This window comes from Psychrobacter sp. T6-5, from assembly GCF_052258485.2.
In the GTDB taxonomy this organism is placed as follows: domain Bacteria; phylum Pseudomonadota; class Gammaproteobacteria; order Pseudomonadales; family Moraxellaceae; genus Psychrobacter.
In genome coordinates this window covers 1,014,593-1,037,141 of record NZ_JBQQEY020000001.1, presented here as the reverse complement: position 1 = coordinate 1,037,141, position 22,549 = coordinate 1,014,593, and the positions used below count along the sequence as shown (strand labels likewise).

Genomic DNA, 22,549 nt, shown 5'->3' with positions numbered 1-22,549 from the left:
ATCATTGCTGATTGGGGCTTTTTCGAATTTGGCGGAGACGGAGAGATTCGAACTCTCGAAGGGCTATTAACCCTTGTCGGTTTTCAAGACCGGTGCATTCAACCGCTCTGCCACGTCTCCATTGGAGCATCATTATATAGATATCATTTTATAATGCAAGCCCCTAAACTAAAAAAATCCAATTAATTTTCGAATACTTGTAAATTGGTGCATTATCGCTTGCTTGAGGCCAGATGTAAGCACATATCGAGCAACCTATTGGCATAACCCCATTCATTATCATACCATGCAAAAACCTTATATTGACCACCCACTTGCATCAGCTGCTGACCATCAATGATTAGCGACTCAGTCTGATGGATAAAATCACTAGATACCAACGGCTCATCGGTATAAGCCATGATGTCATGCAAATGTGCCTGACTGGCAGATTTGAGTACCTCACGGATAGCCTCGACACTAACGTCTGGCGTATCAAATACAAACGTAACATCAATCGCCGCCACATCAATGGTGGGCACGCGTATCGAATGTCCATTTATTTTACCCACCATGGCTGGTAGGACACGCTCTGTCGCAGCGATACTACTGGATGTCGTTGGGATAATGTTATAGCCAGAAGCACGCGCTCGTCTTGGGTCTCGGTGTGCCTGATCGAGCACGGTCTGATCAGCAGTGACCGCATGAATCTCTGTCATCATGGCAGATTTAACACCAAACGCTTTGTCCAGCGTATCAATCAGCGGCACCAATGCCTGCGTGGTACAAGAGACACTAGAGATAATCGGTAGATCAAGCGTGAGCGCATCGGTATTCACACCCATAACAATACAAGCGTCCACGTCATCGAATGGCGCTGCACCAATGATTACTTGCTGTGCGCCAGCCTCAATATGTAGAATAGCTTGCTCATACGAGCGAAAATGCCCAGTACACTCCAGCACCACATCGACATTCAGCGACTGCCAAGGTAAATTTTGTGGATTGGGTTCTGATAGCATATTGATGCAATACGTCAGATTATTTTTGGTCAGACAGAGCTGAGTTCTATTATCCTCATCTGCTCCGCTTTCTACAATCTTGGCATTGACGCCCAATCGACTCAGGCGACCATGCGTGCTATCAAACTTTAATAAGTGCAGCAAAATATCTGCTGGTGCCAAATCATTAATGGCGACCACATGAATGGCACGTCCTAACACCTCAAAGCGTTCTAGCAAGGCACGCAGTACATTGCGCCCTATACGACCGAAGCCATTGATAGCGACTCTCAGTGGCTGTGAGTGTTCACCAGTGGTACGATACGTCGCCGCTATCGGGTCAGAGGTCAGTTGATAAGTGGCGCTAGAAAAATCAGGCATAACAGTTTATCGCTATAAAGGGATATAAAGAATGATCGCTTTCGTTTCGAAAACGCTCTAATAGTTGGTTCGATACTAATTTTTCAAAACAACTACAGTGTCATAAAATCTATCATGTCATAACAAACTATCTTGTCATAAAAAGTTACGGCGTGATAAAAATCAATGCCAAACGAATGGTGTTGTAATCGATGCTTTGTTTGAGATGATCAAATATTGGGCGCAGTTTGATACTACCATCATCATTAAAATCGTTTGGATTGTTCGCGACTTTTATGGCGACATAAGCATTGCCAACCGCTGTCATGACCTCATCCTCTGGACGTAGATGATCGCAGGCAAGGCTTGGGTCTTGCGATTTTAGCTCGCCGATATGGCGCATGATCGTCGATTGCGACAGTTGACGCGCTTGCGAGATTTCCGCTATGGTCAAACTCTCTTCCAATAGCACTCTGGTTGCACGCAAGGTGCTTTCTGACTTATCAGAGACCTGATTGCCTAGTTTTTGTTTTTTATCGATTTGCGCTTGCTGCTGTTCGCGGCGCTTTTTTTGCAGTGCGGCATAGGCATCAATCACGGATTTACTCAGTGTACCACCTGACTTTAGGACAAACTTCTCGTGGGCCTGCTGCATGCTTTCTTCATCGAGCATCGCATAGTTGGCATCGGCTTCTTCAGACAATACCAAAAAACGCTTGTCTGCGCCGCGTGCCAGCGGATCGAGTTGCAAGCTCATGTCATTCATACCTAGTAGCTGCAATCCTGCCAATGATTTGAGGCGTGATAATGCCACGTAGCCTTGCCCCAACTCAAAGGTACGCGACAAGTCGATTTCAGCAGCATCAAGGGTCATGCCTTGCGATTTATGAATCGTAATCGCCCATGCTAGACAGAGTGGTACTTGTAAATAACTTGCCAGCACGTCACCCGTTTCATCTTCGATGATCCATTCTTCAGGCTCAGCGATGACTTCACGTCCTGAGTTTAGCCTGACCACAGGCATTTTTTGTGTCGTTGGTTTTTTTGCTTTTGACTGCTCGGCTTCTTTTTTGGCAGCGCTTTTTTTGTCTTTGGTCGTCTTTTTATCCGTGGTTTCGTCAGTATCTTCACTGTCACTACTGCTATCATCTTCAATTAATGCATCACTGCTGTCTTTACCGTCCTCTATCTTGACCGTAGCAAACCCAATCAGCTCACCCATCGTTCCATTAGACACGCCAAGCTCGGCATTGTTTTTGATAAACATCACCTTTGCACCCACTTTGAGAATCAGCTCGTCTTGGGTGCGTACGGTCTTTTTTAAGGTCTCAACCAGCTTACTGTCACCAGTGGTCGTCGCCTCAAAACGCATCATCTCTCCGTCTAGCAATGCCAACTCTTTGTCATTGATTTTATTGACATTGAGATTGTGTGTATAGAGACGAGTGCGTTTGATATCGACGCTTTGATCGTACGTATTCTCTAAGGCGGCAATCGCCTCAAAGGTCACTTCCTGACGACGGATTTGGTTGAGAATATCATCCAAATCAAGCCCGCCATTTGCCGCTTCACTGACTTGACGATGCTGCTCTGATAAATAGCAAATATGGAACTTGGCATCGAGCCAAGCCTCAGACATAAAGGCGAATTTTTCACGATTGGTCTCCCCTTTACTACCAATCGGCGGTAACTGAAAAAAATCTCCTGCGACGACGACTTGGATGCCGCCAAAGGCTTTGTCGTTTTTACGAATATGCTTGAGCACTTGGCTGACCAAGTTAAGCTGCTTGGCATGCAGCATTGATATCTCATCGATGACCAACACAGCCGTGTCTTTTAATCTGTCTGCCAAGAACTGTTTGCGTGACAAATTAGTCAAATCGCGATCGCTCAGCTCATCTTTGATACCAATGCCTGACCAACTGTGAATCGTCGTGCCATTCATATGCGTGGCGGCAATACCAGTACTGGCCGTCACCGCAACAGGTACCCGGCGAGCGCGTAGATAATCGATGTATTGATTGAGGGTATACGTCTTACCTGAGCCTGCCGAGCCAGTCAAAAAGACGTTTTGACCTGTTTTTAAGATATCAAGAGCAGAAGATTGACGCATAGATCCAAACCAACCAATATTATGAAAAAGAAATAGTATAAAAAAGAAAGCCACCGTGATTAAGGCAATAACCACAGTAAGCCAAAGTAGATGCCCACAATTATAACAGCTGCACTCACTTTGCGGACCATTTTAACTGACCCGCACTATATAACTTAAAGTTATGTGATACAAAATATATCATTATAAAAAGTCATTATCGTTCTGCCCAAAAGCTCAGTACGATAGAGGAATAATTGGTTCAGGAAGACCAAGGATTCATTTTTAAATGGCTGTCTATAAATAGCCATATTTTAAATAATCATCATACACAACAAGGAGTGGTTAATGTTATACGCTTATCCCAATACTGAAAACAGTCCCGTCCAATTCCGCGAAAAATACGATAATTTTATCAATGGTGAGTGGACCCCTCCTGTCGATGGCGAGTACTTTGATAACCCAAGCCCCATCGATGGTAAGGTTATTTGCCAAGTTGCCCGTTCAAAAGAAGCCGATATCGAAAAAGCCCTAGATGCCGCCCATGCTGCCAAAGATGCTTGGGGCAAAACCAGCGTCGCTGAACGTGCCAATTTGTTATTAAAAATCGCAGATAGCATGGAAGCCAACCTAGAAGCCATCGCCATTGCTGAATGCTATGAAAACGGTAAGCCGGTGCGCGAAACCTTAATGGCAGATATTCCACTCGCTATCGATCAATTCCGTTATTTTGCCAGTGCCATTCGTGCGCAGGAAGGCGGCATTAGCCAAATCGATGAAGACACGGTTGCTTATCATTTTCATGAGCCGCTCGGCGTCGTGGGTCAGATCATTCCATGGAACTTTCCTATCCTAATGGCGGTATGGAAGATTGCCCCTGCACTAGCCGCGGGTAACTGTATCGTGATGAAACCTGCTGAGCAAACCCCAGCTTCCGTTCTGTATATGTTAGAGACCATCGGTATTGCTGATATCTTACCTAAAGGCGTGCTAAACATCGTCAATGGCTTTGGGGTCGAAGCGGGTAAACCACTTGCCTCAAACCCTCGTATCAATAAAGTCGCCTTCACTGGTGAGACCACGACTGGTCGCCTCATCATGCAGTACGCGAGCGAAAACATCATTCCAGTAACGCTAGAGCTTGGCGGCAAAAGCCCTAACATCTTCTTTGCCGATGTCATGGATGAAGACGATGATTTCTTGGACAAAGCGGTCGAAGGTCTAGTCATGTTCGCGCTCAACCAAGGCGAAGTCTGTACCTGTCCATCGCGTGCACTCGTTCATGAGAGTATCTATGATGAATTTATCAAACGCTGTATCGCTCGTGTCGAAGCCATCAAAATGGGCAATCCATTAGACACGGATACCATGATTGGTGCGCAAGCCAGCTCAGATCAGCTAGAGAAAATTCTCTCTTATCTTGATATTGGTAAAAAAGAAGGCGCAAAAGTCCTAGTCGGTGGCGAGCAAGCCAAACACGATGGCGACTTAGCAGACGGTTACTATGTCAAACCGACTATCTTTGAAGGCACCAATGATATGCGCGTGTTCCAAGAAGAAATCTTTGGACCTGTGCTCGCAGTGACTACCTTTAAAGACGATGACGAAGCCATGCAAATTGCCAATGACACTCTATATGGTTTAGGCGCTGGCGTGTGGACACGTAGCGTACATAAGGCATATCGCTTCGGCCGCGGCATCCAAGCAGGCCGCGTATGGACCAACTGTTACCACCTCTATCCATCACATGCGGCATTCGGTGGCTACAAACAATCAGGTATTGGCCGTGAAAACCATCTGATGATGCTCGATCATTATCAACAAACCAAAAACATGCTGGTTTCGTATAGTCCTAAAAAAATGGGGTTCTTCTAATCTAACCTGCGAAAAGATGACAGTAGATAGAAAACAAATGCAATCTGTCGCAGGATAGGTTGCATTTTTGCTTTAAAGCCTATTAGAGACAGGTCAAGCTAAAGCCCGAAGTTTAGTCACTATATGGCTTTTAATCATCGTATGATTTTTAGCGATAGTTTTTGGCTATTGCAAGTGTAAGTAGTTAAGGAGTTGATGATGAAAATTATGGCAACAGAGTCCTGTGAGGCACTCATTGAGCTATTGCAATCGAAGCATGGCGATTTGATGTTTCATCAATCAGGCGGCTGCTGCGATGGTAGCTCGCCCATGTGCTATCCATTAGGAGAGTTCAAAGTGGGTGGTCAGGATGTGCTGGTTGGTGAGCTTGCTGGCTGTCCATTTTATATGGGGCGCGCACAATACAATCTATGGCAGCATACCGATTTGACCATTGATGTCGTCAAAGGACGCGGTGCGAGTTTTTCGCTAGAGATACCTGAAGGCAAACGTTTTATCGTTCGCTCGGAGGTGTGCTCGGTATCAGATGATATATCATAAATTCCAGTCGATAAGCTGAGTATCAACATACCAGCGTACTTTCCTATACTCGTGTAAACCTTTACTGATATAAATAGATACCACCGAGTCATTTATATTTTATTATTTCTACAAAATAATGGATAAGGTAAAGCTTAAACTATTTTGATTAGCATGGACGCTATAAGGAATATGACATGGAATCTGACACACTATTTGATTACGTCATCGTCGGCGGTGGGTCTGCAGGTTGTGTATTGGCGAGCCGCCTCACCGAAAACCCAAACATCAGCGTTTGCCTATTAGAATATGGAGGTGATGGCAAAGATCTGGCGGTACGTGTACCTGCTGGATTGATTCTGATGGTTCCTGGCAAGCCGCTCAAATTGAACAACTGGTGCTTTCACACTACGCCTCAGACGCATCTCAATAACCGTCGCGGTTTTCAGCCACGCGGGCAATGCTTGGGTGGCTCCTCTGCCATCAATGCCATGGTGTATACGCGGGGCAGTAAGCTAGATTATGAGCGCTGGGCAGAGCAAGGCTGTACTGGCTGGGGATTTGATGATGTGCTGCCCTACTTTATCAAAGCCGAAAACAATATTCACGGTAGTGATGCCTTGCATGGTGACAGTGGACCGCTGCATGTTAGCGACTTATTGAGTCCACGAGACATCTCAAAAGCCTTTGTAGAAGCTGCCGTCGCCAATGGTCTCGACCATAACACCGATTTTAATAGCGAAAAACAAGACGGTGCGGGGTTATATCAAGTCACCCACTTTCATGGTGAAAAACAAGGCCAACGCTGCTCTGCTGCTGCGGCTTATTTGCACCCTGTGCAAAACCGTCCGAATCTCACCGTGATTACCCATGCGCAAGCCAACCGCGTCATTATCGAAGACCATCAAGCCACTGGCGTCATCTACGAAAAAGATGGTGTGAAGCATACCGTTCAGGCGCGTCATGAAGTACTCTTATCAGGGGGTGCGTTTGGCTCGCCCAAAGTCCTGATGCTGTCTGGTATCGGCCCGGCTGAGCATCTAAAGTCACATGGCATTGATGTCGTGGTAGACGCACCTGACGTCGGTGGCAATCTACAAGATCATTTGGATGTCGTCTTTGATTACGAGGTCAATACCACTGATGTCATCGGCATCGGTCTGGCAGCCATGGCGACATTGCCCAAGAGCATTCGGCAGTGGAGAAAAGACGGTACAGGGATACTATCTACCAATTATGCAGAAGCAGGTGCCTTCTTTAGTGTGGGTGACGCGCCAAAAGAGTGGCCAAATACCCAGTTGCATTTCGTCATCTCGCGCGTGATTGAGCATGGTCGCGATTTGAGACGTGGCTATGCCATTTCTTGCCACAGCTGCTACCTGCGTCCTGAGAGCCGCGGCACCGTGAGACTAGGCTCAGCTGATCCTTCTGACGCCGTACTGATTGATCCCAACTACCTCTCACATCCAAAAGACGTCGAGCATATGGTGGCAGGTGCCGAGCGTACTCGCGCTATTATGCAAGAGTCCGCACTCGCCAAGTACATCATTGAAGACTACCCTGCTCCTTATATCGAAAAAGACGGCATGCTCGGTTATATCCGCAATAAGTCAGACACTATTTACCACCCCGTAGGCACTTGCCGTATGGGTGCGGATGATAAGTCAGTGGTTGATTTGGAATTAAAAGTACGCGGTGTGAGTGGATTAAGGGTTATTGACGCTTCAATCATGCCGACACTCATTAGTGCCAATACCAATGCGCCAACCATCATGATTGCTGAAAAACTGGCTGATTTAATAAAAACAAATCATAGCAGCACCTAATAACCACAGCATCTAATAGCTACCGCACCAAATAGTCAGCAGCTGCTCAATAATCCACTGATTTTTACAAATTATTGTCATTTATACGCTTGTCTATCACAACAATAAAAACATTTGTATCCGAACAGTAACTAATTTATTCATATATATTTATATTAATAACTTTTTCTTATGAATTTTACTATCAGAATTCGTAAAAGTTACCTTTTTTGGTTGTATTAGCTCTCTAAAATAATAGAAATCGTCTTTTTTATTATTTTATTTCAAATGTTTCTTGCATTACGGCTATTTATGAGAGTATATTCGAACAACTATTCATATCGTTATGTTTTTAACTATATCAATTAAAGTTATATCAACTTTATTTTTGTATTATTTTGTAAAAATATATCGTTAGAATAAATACTCAAAGTCAGTTTCGTGCTTGCTCATTATATTTCTCGCACATTGTGTTCATGGTCGAATACAAACTAGGTAAATATATGAGTGACTACCTATCATTACATGGGACGTAATAATGCAAAAATCACTCTTTAAACTTACGATGTTGGCCACACTTATCTTGGGTGTAAGCGCCTGTAGCGGTGACAACAAAACCACTGATGAATCTGCTGTCAGCTCAGATGCAAAAGCCGCCAAAACCTTGCTTTATTGTTCAGAAGGTAGCCCTGCTGGTTTCGATCCCGCACAGTACACCGCAGGTACAGATTTTGATGCGAGCGCCTACCCTATTTATAACGGTTTGGTACAATTTAAAAGAGACGGTACTGAGATTCAGCCAGGACTCGCTGAAAGCTGGGATATTAGCGAAGACGGCAAGACTTACACCTTTAATCTACGTAAAGGCGTCAAGTTCGGTAAAACAGATTATTTCACGCCAAGCCGCGACTTTAACGCAGACGACCTTATTTTTACGCTAGAACGTCTTACCAACCCAGACTATGAATTCAACAAAGCCTATCCCGCTGAGTTCCCTTATTCAGTTGGCATGGGACTGCCTGATATTATTTCTAACATTGAAAAAGTTGACGATTACACGGTAAAAGTCACTCTAAGCGAGACCAACGCGCCATTTTTACAGAACTTAGCGATGCCGTTTGCTTATATCAATTCTGCTGAATATGCAGACAAATTGATGGCTTCTGGTAATGCCGCTGACCTTAATACCAAACCAGTTGGTACTGGTCCTTTCGTCTTCACTTCTTATCAAAAAGACGCGCAAATTCGTTATACCAAAAACCCAGACTATTGGGACAAAGACAACATCTACATTGATAATCTCGTATTTGTTATCACCAAAGATTCAGCGGTTCGTGCGCAAAAAGTTCAAGCGGGCGAATGTCATGTATCGGCATATCCAAAACCTGCCGAAATTGAATCGGTCAAAAAATCTGGTAAAGCCACCGTTCTTGATCAACCAGGTTTTAACGTCGGTTATGTGGGCTACAACGTCGAAAAACCGAAGCTTAGTGATCTTAAAGTTCGTCAAGCATTAGATATGGCGATTAATAAAGACGCGATTATCAATGCCGTCTATCAAAGCGAAGGTATCAAAGCCACCAACCCAATGCCACCAACGCAGTGGGGCTACGACAAGTCGCTTAAAGATGCGCCTTATGATGTCGAAAAAGCAAAAGCGCTGATCAAAGAAGCTGGCGCGGACAATATGAGCATCGACTTGTGGTATATGCCTGTTCAACGTCCTTACAACCCCAATGCCAAGCTCATGGCTGAAATGCTGCAAGCAGATTGGGCGAAGATTGGCGTCAATGCCAAGCTGGTCACTTATGAGTGGGGCGAATACCTAAAACGCGCGGCAAAAGGCGAGCCTGATGTGATCTTGTCAGGTTGGACGGGCGATAATGGTGATCCAGACAACTGGCTAGGCTCGTTACTGTCTTGTGACGCTGTCGGTGGCAATAACTACTCACGCTGGTGTAACAAAGACTTTGATAATTTAGTCGTGAAGGCGCGTCAGGTCACCAACCAAGATGAACGCATCGATGACTATGTACAAGCTCAGCAAATATTCAAAGAACAACTTCCTTGGACGACAATGGCGCATTCGGTCGTAACCGTATTCACTGCACCAAACGTTGTGGATTTCAAAATCAGCCCGCTTGGTGCTGTACGCTTCGATGGCGTGAAGGTCGAATAGCCTTAGCTAATTAAGTCCGGTACGACATGCACTATTATTTAATTTGTATTCGGCTGGCTCAGAATCTCTGTTCCAGCCGTATTTATATGCGTTAAATACTTTTCATTTAAGTGCTTATCATTTAAGTATTTGTCATTTAAGTGCCTTTCACTCAAGTGCCTTATGACTTAAATGCATGGTCACGGACGACTTCATTCATTGCTACCACTCCACTCATTGAATCACAACTACTGAGCAGCCCATGCTACTTTATATTCTGCGCCGTATTGCCATTCTCATTCCTGTCTATCTTGGCCTCACGCTATCAACCTTTACGTTGATTCGTCTCGTACCGGGCGATGCTGTCGAGATCATGATGGGCGAGCGGATGGTCGATCCAGAGCTACATGCTCGCGCCTTAGAAAGACTTGGATTAGATAAACCACTCGTTGTCCAATACTGGGACTATTTGACGGGTATATTGACTGGTGACTTTGGTCAGTCTTTCCGGACTCGTTCTCCCGTATTACAAGACTTTTTTGCGCACTTCGTACCAACCTTAGAGTTGGCGTTGTGCGCGATTGTCATTGCTAGTGTCATTGGTGTGAGCTTAGGTATTTTTGCCGCATTACGCCGTGGTACTTGGATTGACTATACCCTAATGTCAGGAGCACTGGCAGGATACTCGATGCCGATCTATCTATTGGGACCTATCCTGACTGGTATATTCGCTCACTATCTGGGCCTTTTACCCGTTGCTGGGGTAATTTCTGTCGCACAGTTCTTGGATGTCCAGCCACTATACGGTTCATGGTTACTCGGCTCTCTCACCTCAGGAGAACCTGGCGCATTCTGGAATGTGGTCAAACACTTTATCTTGCCTTCAATTGCCTTATCGACCATCCCACTCGCCATGATCGCGCGGATGACACGCTCTGCGATGCTGGAAGTGTTGGATGAAGACTATGTGCGTACGGCTCGTGCCAAAGGCTTATCACCGCGCCGCGTAATAATGATACACGTGATGCGTAATGCGTTGATTACCGTGGTCACTGTGGTTGGCTTGCAAATGGCGACGCTGCTTGCGGGCGCGATTATCACTGAAACTATCTTTAGCTGGCCGGGCGTTGGTAATTGGCTCCTCGATGGCTTTTTCACTCGTGACTACCCCATTGTGCAAAACGGTATCTTGTTGGTCGCCACTGCCTTGATTTTGGTCAGTTTATTTATTGATATTTTGTATGGTCTGATCAATCCACGTATTCGACATACCTCTTAATGTCACATTGATAAATACTCATATTATAAATAGTGATGATTGGCGCTGAAGTGATGTTTTAGCAATGCTTAGTACTTTTTTAGGAACAAAATTCTAAAAAATGTCACTGCGCTAGCCACTATAGGAACTGCTCATGAAGCCTTCTGTTCTCCCCTCTGATGTCAATCTCATGGCCGCTACACCGCCATCATCTTGGCAGCTATTTTTATCGACGTTTTGTCGCAATAAAGGCGCAGTACTTGGTTTTATTGTATTGGCATTGATGGTCATCATTGCCATACTCGCGCCTACCATTGCACCCCATGACCCTTATGAATTGTTTACTGGTCAAGAGCAGCTGCCGCCAGCCTTCTTGAGTGGCGGCGATGCGATGTTTTGGCTAGGCACTGATGATGCTGGACGAGATACCTTGTCTCGGGTGATGTATGGCGCGCGTTATTCTTTATTTATCGGTCTGAGTGCGACGACCCTTGCGATGCTAGTCGGTATTTCATTAGGACTTAGTGCCGCATTTTGGCCCAAGGTTTGGGGCAAAGCGGTCATGCTGGTCAATGATATTTTGATGTCTTATCCCAGCTTGCTTTTAGCCATCATCATTGCTGCTATCTTAGGGCCATCTATGACCAATACGATTATTACCATCGCTTTGGTCTGTACGCCGCCTTTTATTCGTCTGACTCGCGCCACCGCGATGGTAGAGTTGCAACGTGAGTACTTTATCGCTTCGCAAGTGATGGGTGCTGGCGTACTGCGCCTATTGTTTATCACTATTTTGCCCAACTGTATGGCGCCGCTTATCGTACAGGCAACAATGATTTTTTCTTCTGCTATTTTAGAAGCAGGTGCGATTGGTTTCTTAGGGTTTGGTGTACAGCCACCTGATGCTGAATGGGGCGCGATGCTCGGTACGGCTCGTCAGTACATTCAAAGCAATGTTTGGCTCGCTATTTGGCCAGGTGTCGCTATCTTCTTGGCTGCATTGTCGATTAACTTGACGGGTGATGGCCTGCGTGACGCGCTCGATCCCAAATTAAAGCAGGTGACCTAAGATGACTGATCCTTTAATTAAAACGCCTACTACTCATACTTCTATGAATGGCGCATCAACAAAAGACGCGCCGTTGCTGTTGGACATCGAAAATCTGTCGGTCACTTTTGGTCAAGGAAAGCGTGCCTTTCGTGCCGTCGATGACGTGTCTTTAAAAATCACACAAGGTGAAGTCATCGCTGTCGTGGGTGAATCCGGCTCAGGTAAGTCGGTCACGATGATGGCGCTGATGGGGCTACTGCCGCCGTCCGCGACCGTCCGTGCCAAGCGGGTGATGTTTGATAATAAAGACATGATCAGTATGCCTGCCAAAGAAAAACGCGGCATCATTGGCAAAGACATCTCTATGATCTTTCAAAACGCGATGTCTTGCCTCAATCCAAGCTTTACCGTTGAGATGCAGTTGGGCGAAGTACTGCGCAAGCATCTTGGTTTGCGCGGTGCAGCAGTACAGGCACGTATATTAGAGCTGCTAGAACTGGTCGAAATGCCTGACGCCAAAAACCGACTCAAAGTCTATCCGCATCAACTCTCAGGCGGTATGAGCCAGCGCGTTATGATTGCGATGGCGCTTGCGTGTGAACCAAAACTACTCATCGCTGATGAACCGACCACCGCACTTGATGTCACCGTACAAGCACAGATCATGGATTTGCTGGGTCGTCTACAACGCGAGAAACAAATGGCGATGGTTTTGATTACCCATGATTTGGGCCTTGTCGCACAAAACTCACGTGATGTCGCAGTCATGTATGCCGGACAAGTGGTTGAAACCAGTACCGTACCAGAGATTTTTCAACATCCTGCACACCCTTATACTGAAGCATTACTTCAAGCCATTCCTGAGCTGGCTATTGGTCAAGATCGCCTGAACAGCTTACCCGGTGTTGTACCAAGCCAATACGACCGCCCAAGTGGTTGTTTATTGTCTCCCCGTTGCCCGTACAAAGAACCAACGTGTGACGTACCGCCGCCTATTTTGGATACACCAAATGGTAAGGTACGCTGTATTCATGCTGATCCCTCTTCTCGCACCCCTATCTCTCACGCTGCTATTTTGGAGTCACAAGTATGAGTAATAAAGTGGTTTTAAAGGCAGACAATTTGCACAAGCATTACCCAGTATCACAAGGGTTAGGTAAACCAAAAGCGTATGTCAAAGCTCTAAACGGTATCTCATTCGAGCTTGAAGCTGGGAAGACGCTCGCAGTCGTTGGTGAATCCGGCTGCGGCAAATCTACCCTTGCCCGCCAGTTGACGCTGATCGAAGCGCCTACGCAAGGCGAGTTATTTATCAATGATGAAGGCACCACTGGCTATAGCAGAAAGGCGCTCAAAGACTTACGTACCGAAATTCAAATGGTCTTCCAAAACCCTTATGGTAGCTTGAATCCGCGTCATACTATCGCCTATCAACTGACGGAACCGTTGGATATTCATACCAATCTGTCTAAAGAAGAAAAGCGTGACAAAATCAACGAGATGATGAGAAATGTCGGCCTACGTCCTGAACATGCTGGGCGTTTTCCACATATGTTTTCGGGTGGTCAGCGCCAGCGGATTGCCCTTGCCCGCGCCATGATGCTCAATCCTAAAATCGTCGTCGCTGATGAACCCACATCTGCGCTCGATGTGTCCATTCAAGCGCAAGTCTTAAATCTATTTATGGACTTACAGGATGAGTATCGTACCGCTTACGTCTTTATCTCACACAACTTGTCAGTAGTACGCCATGTCGCTGACGATGTGATGGTGATGTATTTGGGTCAAGCGGTCGAGCACGGTCCTAAAGAAGCCATTTATAATGCGCCAAAACATCCGTATACCATCGCGTTACTGGCAGCTGCACCCACGGTAAATGGTCATAAAAACGATTTAACCCTACAAGGTGAGCTACCAAGTCCGCTCAATCCACCAAGTGGCTGTGCGCTACATAAACGCTGCCCCTATGCCAAGCAGCAATGTAGCGAAGTAGAGCCACAACTGCGCGAATGGGATGGTCGATTAGTGGCTTGTTTACGCTTGGAAGAGATATATGGTTAAGGTGACTAAGGTTAGGATGATTAACGACTAATCAATATTCACCACGCCGCGACATTTAGGAAACTGTGCGCACCCATAAAAGGATTGTCCTTGGCGTGCGCCATTTTTTGCCACGCGTTTGACCATTTCGCCATTACATCTTGGGCAGGTTGGTGTTTGAACAAGATTAGCCTTATGGTCTGTCGCTTCAACTGTTGCAGGTTCATTCACTTTTGGCTCAGATTCTACAATCTCAAACGGCGTCATAAACACTTTATTGGCCATATCATGTGACATACTGGTATGTGATGTAATTGTTTGCTTGGTATCCAGATTATTAACGGGTAACTCGCTAGATTCAATCTCAGTTTGACCAGACCATCGATGCACTTCTCTACTTTTTAGGATAGTTCTATCAACGGTTTCTTTTATTATAGGCTCAGGTGCGGGATTATCAGTACTCTCGCTTGGGTTACCATGCTTATCTTTTAGATAGGCTTTGTGCTGGCGATTGGTGCGCCACGACTTGCTAAACCTATTGCTATTAATCTGCTCAACGATGGATGTAACCTCGTCTTCGGTCAGTAGCTTATCTTGTTTCTTCTTAACATAAGAGACCATACCACTCGTCAATACATGCTCGGGTAGCTCATCACGGGTTTTCAACTCGCACTCACCGATGAACGCAATCATCGAATGGAAGTAGCTCAGCTCCAAGCCTAATAAATCTGCCAGCGTCTTGATGTGCAAGTAGTTTTGGCGCAATGGATTTTGGAATTTGAATTTACTTCCATTAGGAAAGGCTTGCGTCCACTGTCTTTGATTCTCGCTACCGTATATCCAGCCTTTATAGTTTTTGGTCTCAATCACAAAGATGCCATATACAGAAACTATAATATGGTCGATTTGCGTACTGCCACCATTGGCTCGTGGCAAGGTAATACCGTTTAATCTATGGTAAACATCTTTTTCAAGCTTAAGCCACATGGCGACGTTGATAACGGTTTCACCTAGGAAGCCTTTAAAGCTAGATTTTAGGGACATGGTGGATTTCTCAAAGCATGGCTTATTAGGTTAATACCCGTTAAATGAAAATCTTTAGCCCATATAAAATAGCTATAAATACCATTACGCTAATTACAATCTTCATTAGATTAATTCGTCCACTTCCTCCTTCAAGTTCAATACTACTCAAAATACTTAGAGAGTCATTCAATTGCTCATTCCAATTACTCTGTTCTTTATCAACATGATATAAACCTGGCTTATATGGCTTCTCTAATTCTAATAAATATTTTTCCAATTCCTCCCACTGTTCGTTCGGATAACTTTGCATAGCTAACTTTATTATCTTTGCATCATTAGTTGCGTAGGATAAAGGAATAGGGTTGAAGTCTAGCCAATGTGCTAAATCGTCATTAGTTGAGGCAGTATAGAGCGCAACTGTTGGTACTCTATCGCCAACAGACACATTTTTTAATGAAGTACATTTCATTATTTTGACTACTGGGAAATGACCGTAACCTTTAGTTAAATTTGTATTAACTGCAATGAGAGTAGGATAAGTATCTACAACAATACCTCCATTTGAATCTCCACTTAGAAAATGCTCCTTTTTATTTACCCAGTAATAAAGGTTCATCACTACTGCAATAACAGTAACTAAGAAATACATAACATCGATGACCATCGTAGCTAATAATGAGCAAATTAGAAATAGTGTCAATAAGCTTACGAACATTTTATTATGACAAAACCATACCCATTTATTTAGCTCTGTATTACCGGGATTTGAAGCAATGCTATTGTCATCGACTGTATAATTATTGCTCATTTAATATCTCGCTCATCAAACTTGGTGTGCAACTAAAAAGAGCTATTAGACTACTCTAACGGCTCTCTTATAAACTAAAAATTTAGTTTATGCTTAAATTACAGTAAACTCTTTATAGACATAACAATCTCAGATATATAGTTAGTCATAATAAGACTCTTTAATCATATCTGCGGTATATCTAGCATTCACTTTATTCAATAAACTAGTCGCAGTAGGAGCTCTATTATTAGATAATCCAAAATCTATAAATGTTGGCATATTAAACTTTAGTGGGACGCTTCCTTCATAGCTGTAAGTAATCTCTTGGTTGATTTTTCCATTTTGACTAACATCTACTAGAGTTTTAGTTAAGTATCCTGCATTATTATATTCAGCTTTATTAGTAACATTCTGAACGTTAGCTCTAAACCCTTCATATGTTTCCGTAGCACTAGTCGCTAAGCCTAAATTATTATAAGAAACTTCAATATCGATAACAGATGGTTCGTCATTAGTTGTCTTTCTAATAATATTTTTTTGATTATCATAGCTATAGGTAACAGCTCGAACACTTCCATAATCGATTGAGCTATCAACAACTTTTGTAACATTACCTTGATTATCGTAGCTGAACTCTAAAGTATTACGCAATTCTCTAACATAATTGTTAGTATTTTCATCAACTCTTACAAAAGATAGAGCAGACTTAGCTAGGTAATTATTAATATCAAAAGTTATATCTTCAACTCTGTCTATACTACCGTCGTTATATTCATCCGTCTCAATTTTTTCTAACTGATTAGAGCTATTATAAGTATATGTTCTTGTTGAATTATAGAAAAATCTCGAATCACTTGAATCCTTTTCTACTATCTGTTCGATATTACCGTTTGAATTATATTGATAAGTTACTGTTCTCTCAAAAATACTATCTCCATCAGAATTAGTATTGAACTCAGTTAGCTGACCTTTTTGATCATATACCCATACTTCGATACCATCATTTCGCTTATCGAGACCACGGGTTTGTTCGCGGCGAATTAGGCGATCTTTATTGTCGTAAGTAAACTGCGTTGAGGTATTAGCTCGATCAGGATTGCTAGATGATAGGTATTCTTGCTCAACCAGCTGATTTTTGCCATTAAAGTAAAAACTTTCAGTTGCATTTATATAGCCAAAACCGTCTCCTTTATAAGATTTAGTGCTGATGCCAGCAATAGTGGCATCCAAAGGTCTTGCGTCTTTTGCATTCACAACGCCGTCACCATCGATGTCATCGTCGCAGTCGTCAATGATTCCATCTTCGTCTAAGTCAGCCTGCCCTGAATTACTAGCAGTTTTGTCTTTGCATTTATCGGTGGACGTAGGAGTATTAGGCTTAACAATGTCATCATTATTTTCACTTCCAGAGCCACCCCCAGAACCCCCACACGCAGCTAAAGAGATAGTAAAAAAAATAGTGAAAAGGGTTAAACCAAGGTTTTTATTTACGCGAGGATATGGCATATGAGTACTCACTCAAAGGAGCTGTTTAAAGGTTCGTGCTACGCATCAAACCATGAATATTTGTTACATATCAAAAACTTAAAATAACTTTTTACTACAAACTGAATTATAGATTCTTATAAAAATTAGTCAACATATTTTCATCTTTCCATCATAAAAAAAGAGCCACTAGATTTCTCTAATGGCTCTTTTTTAGACTTCAACTAAGTTAGGTTTATTACACCAAACTATTCACCGCTTCGATCACAGCATCAGTCGTAATACCAAACTCTTTATATAGATCGCTAGCAGGAGCAGATTCGCCATAAGTGGTCATACCAATGACTTTGCCATCTAGACCAACGAACTTATACCAATAGTCTACATGCGCCGCTTCTACTGCGACGCGAGCACGGATATTGGCAGGCAATACCGCTTCACGGTAGCTCGCCTCTTGCTCGACGAAAATCTCAGCACATGGCATAGACACCACACGGACGCCAACACCATTTGCGCTCAATGTTTCATACGCTTCCATCGCAAGGCCAACTTCTGAACCAGTGGCGATGATGATAGCTTGTAGCTCGCCTTGCTCTTTTGCCAGTACATAACCACCTTTAGTGATGTTCGCTACTTGCTCGCTGTCACGTGCTTGATGTGGCAAGCTTTGACGGCTAAAGATCAATGCTGATGGATTGTTTTCTGATTTGATCGCCTCTACCCAAGCGCTGGCAGATTCAGTCGCATCACACGGGCGCCATGTACGTAGGTTTGGCGTGGTACGTAGGCTAGTCAATTGCTCAACTGGCTGATGCGTTGGGCCATCTTCACCCAGACCGATAGAGTCATGCGTATAGACATGAATGACGCGCTGCTTCATCAGTGCGCCCATGCGTACCGCGTTACGTGCGTATTCCATAAACATGAGGAACGTCGCTACGTAAGGGATGAAGCCGCCATGCAATGCGATACCATTGGCAATCGCGGTCATACCGAACTCACGTACGCCATAATAGATGTAGTTGCCATCAGCGTCTTTCTCAATGCCTTTAGCGCCTTTGAATAGCGTGAGGTTTGAACCAGCTAAATCTGCTGAGCCGCCCAATAGTTCTGGCAATAATGGCTGCAAGCTATTGATAGCGTTTTGGCTGGCTTTACGACTAGCGACATCACCGCCCGCTTCTTGCGTTTGCTGAATATACGCTTGTGCTTGGCTAGCAAAGTCAGCAGGTAACTCGCCATTTAGACGGCGTGATAGTTCTGCTGCAAGCTCTGGATAGGCTTTTTTATACGCTTCAAAGTCTGCGTCCCAGTTCTTTTGCTGTACGTCGCCTTTGGCTTTAGCATCCCACGCTTCATAGATCTCATCATCGAGCTCAAATGGGGCATGTTTCCAAGACAATGCATCACGCGTCAGGGCAATTTCGTCATCACCGAGTGGCGCGCCATGACTGGCGGCTAGACCTTGTTTGTTCGGGCTACCAGCACCAATTGTGGTTTTACAAATAATTAGACTTGGCTTGGTGCTCTCTGCAAGTGCTTGCTCAGTTGCCTGCGTGATCGCATCGGTATCGTGACCATCGACTTTGATGACTTGCCAACCGTATGACTCAAAGCGCGCTTCGGTATCATCAGTGAACCAACCTTCGACATTACCGTCGATTGAGATACCGTTATCATCATAGAAGAATACCAATTTGCCAAGACCCAAGGTGCCAGCTAGTGAGCACACTTCATGACTGATACCTTCCATTAAGCAGCCATCGCCTAAAAACGCATAAGTATGATGATCGACAATATTATGGCCTTCACGGTTGAACTGTGCAGCGAGCGTCTTTTCTGCAATCGCAAAACCAACGGCATTAGCAATACCTTGACCTAGTGGGCCTGTCGTCGTTTCTACACCAGGTGTGTAGCCAAGTTCAGGATGCCCTGGGGTTTTTGAATGCAGCTGACGGAAACCTTTTAGATCATCAACGCTGACGTCATAACCTGATAAATGTAGCAATGAATAAATAAGCATCGAGCCATGACCGTTTGACAGTACAAAGCGATCACGGTTGTGCCAATTAGGATCTGCTGGATTGTGCTTCAAAAATTTGCGCCACAAAACTTCGGCAATATCAGCCATACCCATTGGCGCACCCGGATGTCCAGAGTTGGCTTTTTGAACCGCGTCAAACGACAGTACACGGATGGCATTGGCTAGTTTACGTTCGCTAATTGGAGCTGGCATAGAGTGTCCTAATATTCGAATGAGTCGTATAAAGATAAGAGGAGAGTTTACTCAGAGGATAATCCACCAAAAACGCGGCGTGCGTCCTCAGTGGATAGGCTATAAAATAAAAATGCAATATTAACATATTTGCTATAAGCCTAGCCAAAAATGCGGTGACAATACCGTTTCTATTTAGCAATGACTTACATCAGTTTTGTTAAACGATAGACAGTTATAGATTTTAATTTAAGTTATCAGTCAAAAGCTGCAAGCGACCTAAGTGACAAGCAGCTCATCACTTATAGTCAATGTATTAAACTGAAATAGTCTCAGCACCGCCCATAAATGGACGCAATACTTCTGGAATCGTGATGCTACCGTCAGCATTTTGATGATTTTCCATCACTGCTAGTAGCGTACGACCAACCGCCAAACCTGAACCGTTTAAGGTATGCGCCAAGCTGGTTTGCTTGCCATCTTTGACACGCGTACCCATACGGCGCGCTTGGAAATCACCACAGTTAGAGCAGCTAGAGATCTCGCGGTACGTGTCTTGGCTCGGTAACCATACTTCGATGTCATAGGTCTTTTGTGCGGCAAAACCCATATCACCCGTACATAGTTGTACCGTACGGTATGGCAACTCAAGCTGCTGCAAGATATATTCAGCCTGCCCTGTCATCGCCTCTAGCAAGTCATCAGATTGCTCTGCGGTGCAAACATTGACCATTTCCACTTTTTCAAACTGATGCTGACGGATCAGACCGCGAGTATCACGACCGTGCGAGCCTGCTTCACTACGGAAACATGGCGTATGTGCGGTGAATTTTAGCGGTAGTTCTTTGATATCCAAACGCTCGCCGCGTACCAAGTTGGTCATCGGTACTTCAGCCGTTGGGATCAAATAAAAATCCATCTCATCGTTATTCGTGTGATTGCTTAGCTTAAATAAATCATCTTCAAACTTAGGCAGCTGACCCGTCCCTTTTAGACTATCGCTATTGACAATATAAGGCACATAAGTCTCAAGATAGCCATATTTCATGGTATGGGTGTTGAGCATGAATTGGATCAGTGCGCGGTGTAGCTGCGCCAATTGACCTTTTAGCACGTTAAAACGGCTACCTGTCAACTTTGTTGCTGCTTCAAAATCCAGCATACTAAGCGTCTCACCGATATGAGTATGATCTTGAATCTCAAAGTCAAACGTACGCGGTGTGCCCCACTTACGCACTTCTACGTTATCGTCTTCTGACGTACCGACTGGTACATCTGCCGCTGGAATATTTGGAATCTGTAGCGCCGCTTGAGTGAGTCGCTCTTGTAAGGTGCGTAGCTCGTCTTCAGCAGCTTTGAACTCACCGCTAACGCTTTGCATCTCAGCCAATAGCTCACTGGCATCTTCGCCTGATTTTTTGAGAGCACCGACTTGCTTAGCGCCAGCGTTACGGCGCGATTGTAACTCTTCTGTTTTGACTTGTAGAGACTTGCGCTCGGATTCAATCGACTGCCAAAACTCCATATCAAGCGTATAGCCACGAGTGGCCAGTTGTTGCTGTAAATCGCTTAAATCGCCGCGTAAGAGTTTTGGATCTATCATAATAGTTGCCTGTAACACTAAGAGTGAATAAGAAGTTTAAACATTATTAGTATAATTATTGGTCAGCTTATACTTATTGCAAAGCTTGATAACGCAATAACTACCTTGCCATGCTGCCATATTTTTTATCAAACTATATGGGTGCCGCTATCATACCAAGACCCAACAGATTTGACCATGCTTTGAGCTTTTTTGAGCGCTTTTAGCATGATTTTGGGCTACTACTTTCATTATCCATAGCCAGTTATACTTACCCGAAATATATATCCTAAAGTTCAACTTACTTTAATAAGACTCATCCACCTTTATTAAAGCCATTAATATAGCCACTATCAGTGAACAGATCCGCTTATATGTTTCATTTGAGAGTACTTTTCGGTAAGATAAGCGCATACCTTTATTTACCTACAGCCAAGTAGTACATCATGACTTGGCTTTGGCGATGTAAACCCAACACTTTTAACACAAGCATCTGAGAAACCTTTATGGCCCTGTATCCTTACACACTCCAACCTGTCGCCTTAAACCTGACTGAAGCTGAATTTCTTCAAGCCCAATATGAACTGTTTGCCAGTGCCAGCCCCTCTTTTGGTCTGTCGAGCTTTAAGACCAAAGAATGGATCATTATGGCTGTGGTTGTGGTACTCGCTATTGCAGGACTGATCTTTGTAACAGGCTACTCAACCATCATTTTTTGGTTGATGCTCGTTGGTGTGGTGATTTATCTATTGGCGCGTACTTTGGGTTTTAGATGGTATGTAAAAAGAGAATTTGAAAAACAAATTGCTGATCAAGAGATGCCAGATGAAATGCGCCAAATGAAGCTAGGTGTACAAAAACATGGTCTAGTCATGGCGATGCCAAGCAACCAGCCTGAGATGATGAAAAACTCGCAAATGCGCGGTATGCAAATGCGTGCAGGTGCGACCCAGCAAGCGGTTATTCCGTGGACTGCTATCAAGAGCTGGGATGAGACTGACGACTATATCTTTATGATGTTTGAGATGAAAGGTCAACAAGGTAGCCAAATTCTTCCGAAACGTTTGCAAGCGCAAAAATTCCCTATCGATACGGTACGTCAACATTTACAAGAAGTGGTTCCGGTTAAAGGCTTAAATCCTGAAAAATTGCAGCCGCCAGCATAATGGCTATTAGCTCTCTCTATTGTTTAGAAAAACGATAGAGAGACTCAATTATAGTTTTATAAAATCAATCGTAAAATTGCATTTATTATATTTAACTTATTAATGATAGTTTGCTATTATTATAAGCATCAAAGGAAGAGCTAGAGC

16 protein-coding genes and 1 tRNA gene are annotated in these 22,549 nt (G+C 44.1%); 9 read left to right on the top strand and 8 right to left on the bottom strand.

Going from position 1 to position 22,549, the window contains the following annotated elements; genetic code table 11:
• Nucleotides 1–29: 29 nt before the first annotated feature.
• The 3 genes from ACTXGK_RS19105 to ACTXGK_RS19095 form a co-directional block, all read right to left on the bottom strand.
• Nucleotides 30–120 (bottom strand) — tRNA-Ser (locus ACTXGK_RS19105).
• 92 nt (nucleotides 121–212) lie between these two features.
• The gene (locus ACTXGK_RS19100; RefSeq protein WP_443515538.1) at nucleotides 213–1,361 is read right to left on the bottom strand and encodes a type I glyceraldehyde-3-phosphate dehydrogenase; all 1,149 of its coding nucleotides are present in this window, start codon (nucleotides 1,359–1,361) and stop codon (nucleotides 213–215) included.
• Between the two features lie 145 nt (nucleotides 1,362–1,506).
• Nucleotides 1,507–3,453 carry a DEAD/DEAH box helicase gene (locus tag ACTXGK_RS19095; RefSeq protein ID WP_443515540.1) on the bottom strand — a complete coding sequence of 649 codons (1,947 nt, stop codon included), beginning with the start codon at nucleotides 3,451–3,453 and terminating at the stop codon, nucleotides 1,507–1,509.
• A 327-nt stretch (nucleotides 3,454–3,780) separates the two neighbouring features.
• Between ACTXGK_RS19095 and exaC the strand changes: the two genes are divergently transcribed.
• From exaC to ACTXGK_RS19055, 8 genes are all read left to right on the top strand, one after another.
• Nucleotides 3,781–5,307: an acetaldehyde dehydrogenase ExaC gene (exaC, locus tag ACTXGK_RS19090; RefSeq protein WP_394212705.1), complete on the top strand. Its 1,527-nt coding sequence runs from the start codon at nucleotides 3,781–3,783 to the stop codon at nucleotides 5,305–5,307.
• Between the two features lie 195 nt (nucleotides 5,308–5,502).
• Nucleotides 5,503–5,847 carry a DUF779 domain-containing protein gene (locus tag ACTXGK_RS19085; RefSeq protein WP_520883029.1) on the top strand — a complete coding sequence of 115 codons (345 nt, stop codon included), beginning with the start codon at nucleotides 5,503–5,505 and terminating at the stop codon, nucleotides 5,845–5,847.
• A 176-nt stretch (nucleotides 5,848–6,023) separates the two neighbouring features.
• Nucleotides 6,024–7,652, top strand: coding sequence for a GMC family oxidoreductase (locus ACTXGK_RS19080; RefSeq protein WP_443515544.1), 1,629 nt, complete (start codon nucleotides 6,024–6,026; stop codon nucleotides 7,650–7,652).
• A gap of 517 nt (nucleotides 7,653–8,169) precedes the next feature.
• On the top strand, nucleotides 8,170–9,810 hold the full coding sequence (locus tag ACTXGK_RS19075) for an ABC transporter substrate-binding protein (RefSeq protein WP_443515546.1): 1,641 nt from the start codon (nucleotides 8,170–8,172) through the stop codon (nucleotides 9,808–9,810).
• A 241-nt stretch (nucleotides 9,811–10,051) separates the two neighbouring features.
• On the top strand, nucleotides 10,052–11,068 hold the full coding sequence (locus ACTXGK_RS19070; protein ID WP_114700462.1) for an ABC transporter permease: 1,017 nt from the start codon (nucleotides 10,052–10,054) through the stop codon (nucleotides 11,066–11,068).
• Between the two features lie 133 nt (nucleotides 11,069–11,201).
• Nucleotides 11,202–12,116, top strand: a complete 915-nt coding sequence (locus tag ACTXGK_RS19065; protein WP_114700463.1) for an ABC transporter permease — start codon at nucleotides 11,202–11,204, stop codon at nucleotides 12,114–12,116.
• Between the two features lies 1 nt (nucleotide 12,117).
• Nucleotides 12,118–13,191 carry an ABC transporter ATP-binding protein gene (locus tag ACTXGK_RS19060; RefSeq protein ID WP_443515548.1) on the top strand — a complete coding sequence of 358 codons (1,074 nt, stop codon included), beginning with the start codon at nucleotides 12,118–12,120 and terminating at the stop codon, nucleotides 13,189–13,191.
• On the top strand, nucleotides 13,188–14,159 hold the full coding sequence (locus ACTXGK_RS19055; protein ID WP_443515550.1) for a peptide ABC transporter ATP-binding protein: 972 nt from the start codon (nucleotides 13,188–13,190) through the stop codon (nucleotides 14,157–14,159). The genes ACTXGK_RS19060 and ACTXGK_RS19055 overlap by 4 nt, the downstream gene beginning before the upstream one ends.
• Before the next feature lie 27 nt (nucleotides 14,160–14,186).
• Here the strand turns inward: ACTXGK_RS19055 and ACTXGK_RS19050 are convergent, their stop codons facing one another.
• From ACTXGK_RS19050 to serS, 5 genes are all read right to left on the bottom strand, one after another.
• Nucleotides 14,187–15,182: an NERD domain-containing protein gene (locus tag ACTXGK_RS19050; protein ID WP_443515551.1), complete on the bottom strand. Its 996-nt coding sequence runs from the start codon at nucleotides 15,180–15,182 to the stop codon at nucleotides 14,187–14,189.
• Nucleotides 15,183–15,222: 40 nt separating this feature from the next.
• Nucleotides 15,223–15,972, bottom strand: coding sequence for a DUF3239 domain-containing protein (locus tag ACTXGK_RS19045; RefSeq protein ID WP_443515553.1), 750 nt, complete (start codon nucleotides 15,970–15,972; stop codon nucleotides 15,223–15,225).
• Nucleotides 15,973–16,113: 141 nt separating this feature from the next.
• Nucleotides 16,114–17,460: an RHS repeat domain-containing protein gene (locus ACTXGK_RS19040; RefSeq protein WP_443515555.1), complete on the bottom strand. Its 1,347-nt coding sequence runs from the start codon at nucleotides 17,458–17,460 to the stop codon at nucleotides 16,114–16,116.
• Nucleotides 17,461–17,677: 217 nt separating this feature from the next.
• Nucleotides 17,678–19,675, bottom strand: coding sequence for a transketolase (tkt, locus tag ACTXGK_RS19035; protein ID WP_443515557.1), 1,998 nt, complete (start codon nucleotides 19,673–19,675; stop codon nucleotides 17,678–17,680).
• A 295-nt stretch (nucleotides 19,676–19,970) separates the two neighbouring features.
• Nucleotides 19,971–21,257: a serine--tRNA ligase gene (serS, locus tag ACTXGK_RS19030; RefSeq protein ID WP_443515559.1), complete on the bottom strand. Its 1,287-nt coding sequence runs from the start codon at nucleotides 21,255–21,257 to the stop codon at nucleotides 19,971–19,973.
• Nucleotides 21,258–21,742: 485 nt separating this feature from the next.
• Between serS and ACTXGK_RS19025 the strand changes: the two genes are divergently transcribed.
• Nucleotides 21,743–22,402 carry a YcxB family protein gene (locus ACTXGK_RS19025; protein WP_371531979.1) on the top strand — a complete coding sequence of 220 codons (660 nt, stop codon included), beginning with the start codon at nucleotides 21,743–21,745 and terminating at the stop codon, nucleotides 22,400–22,402.
• Nucleotides 22,403–22,549 lie beyond the last annotated feature (147 nt).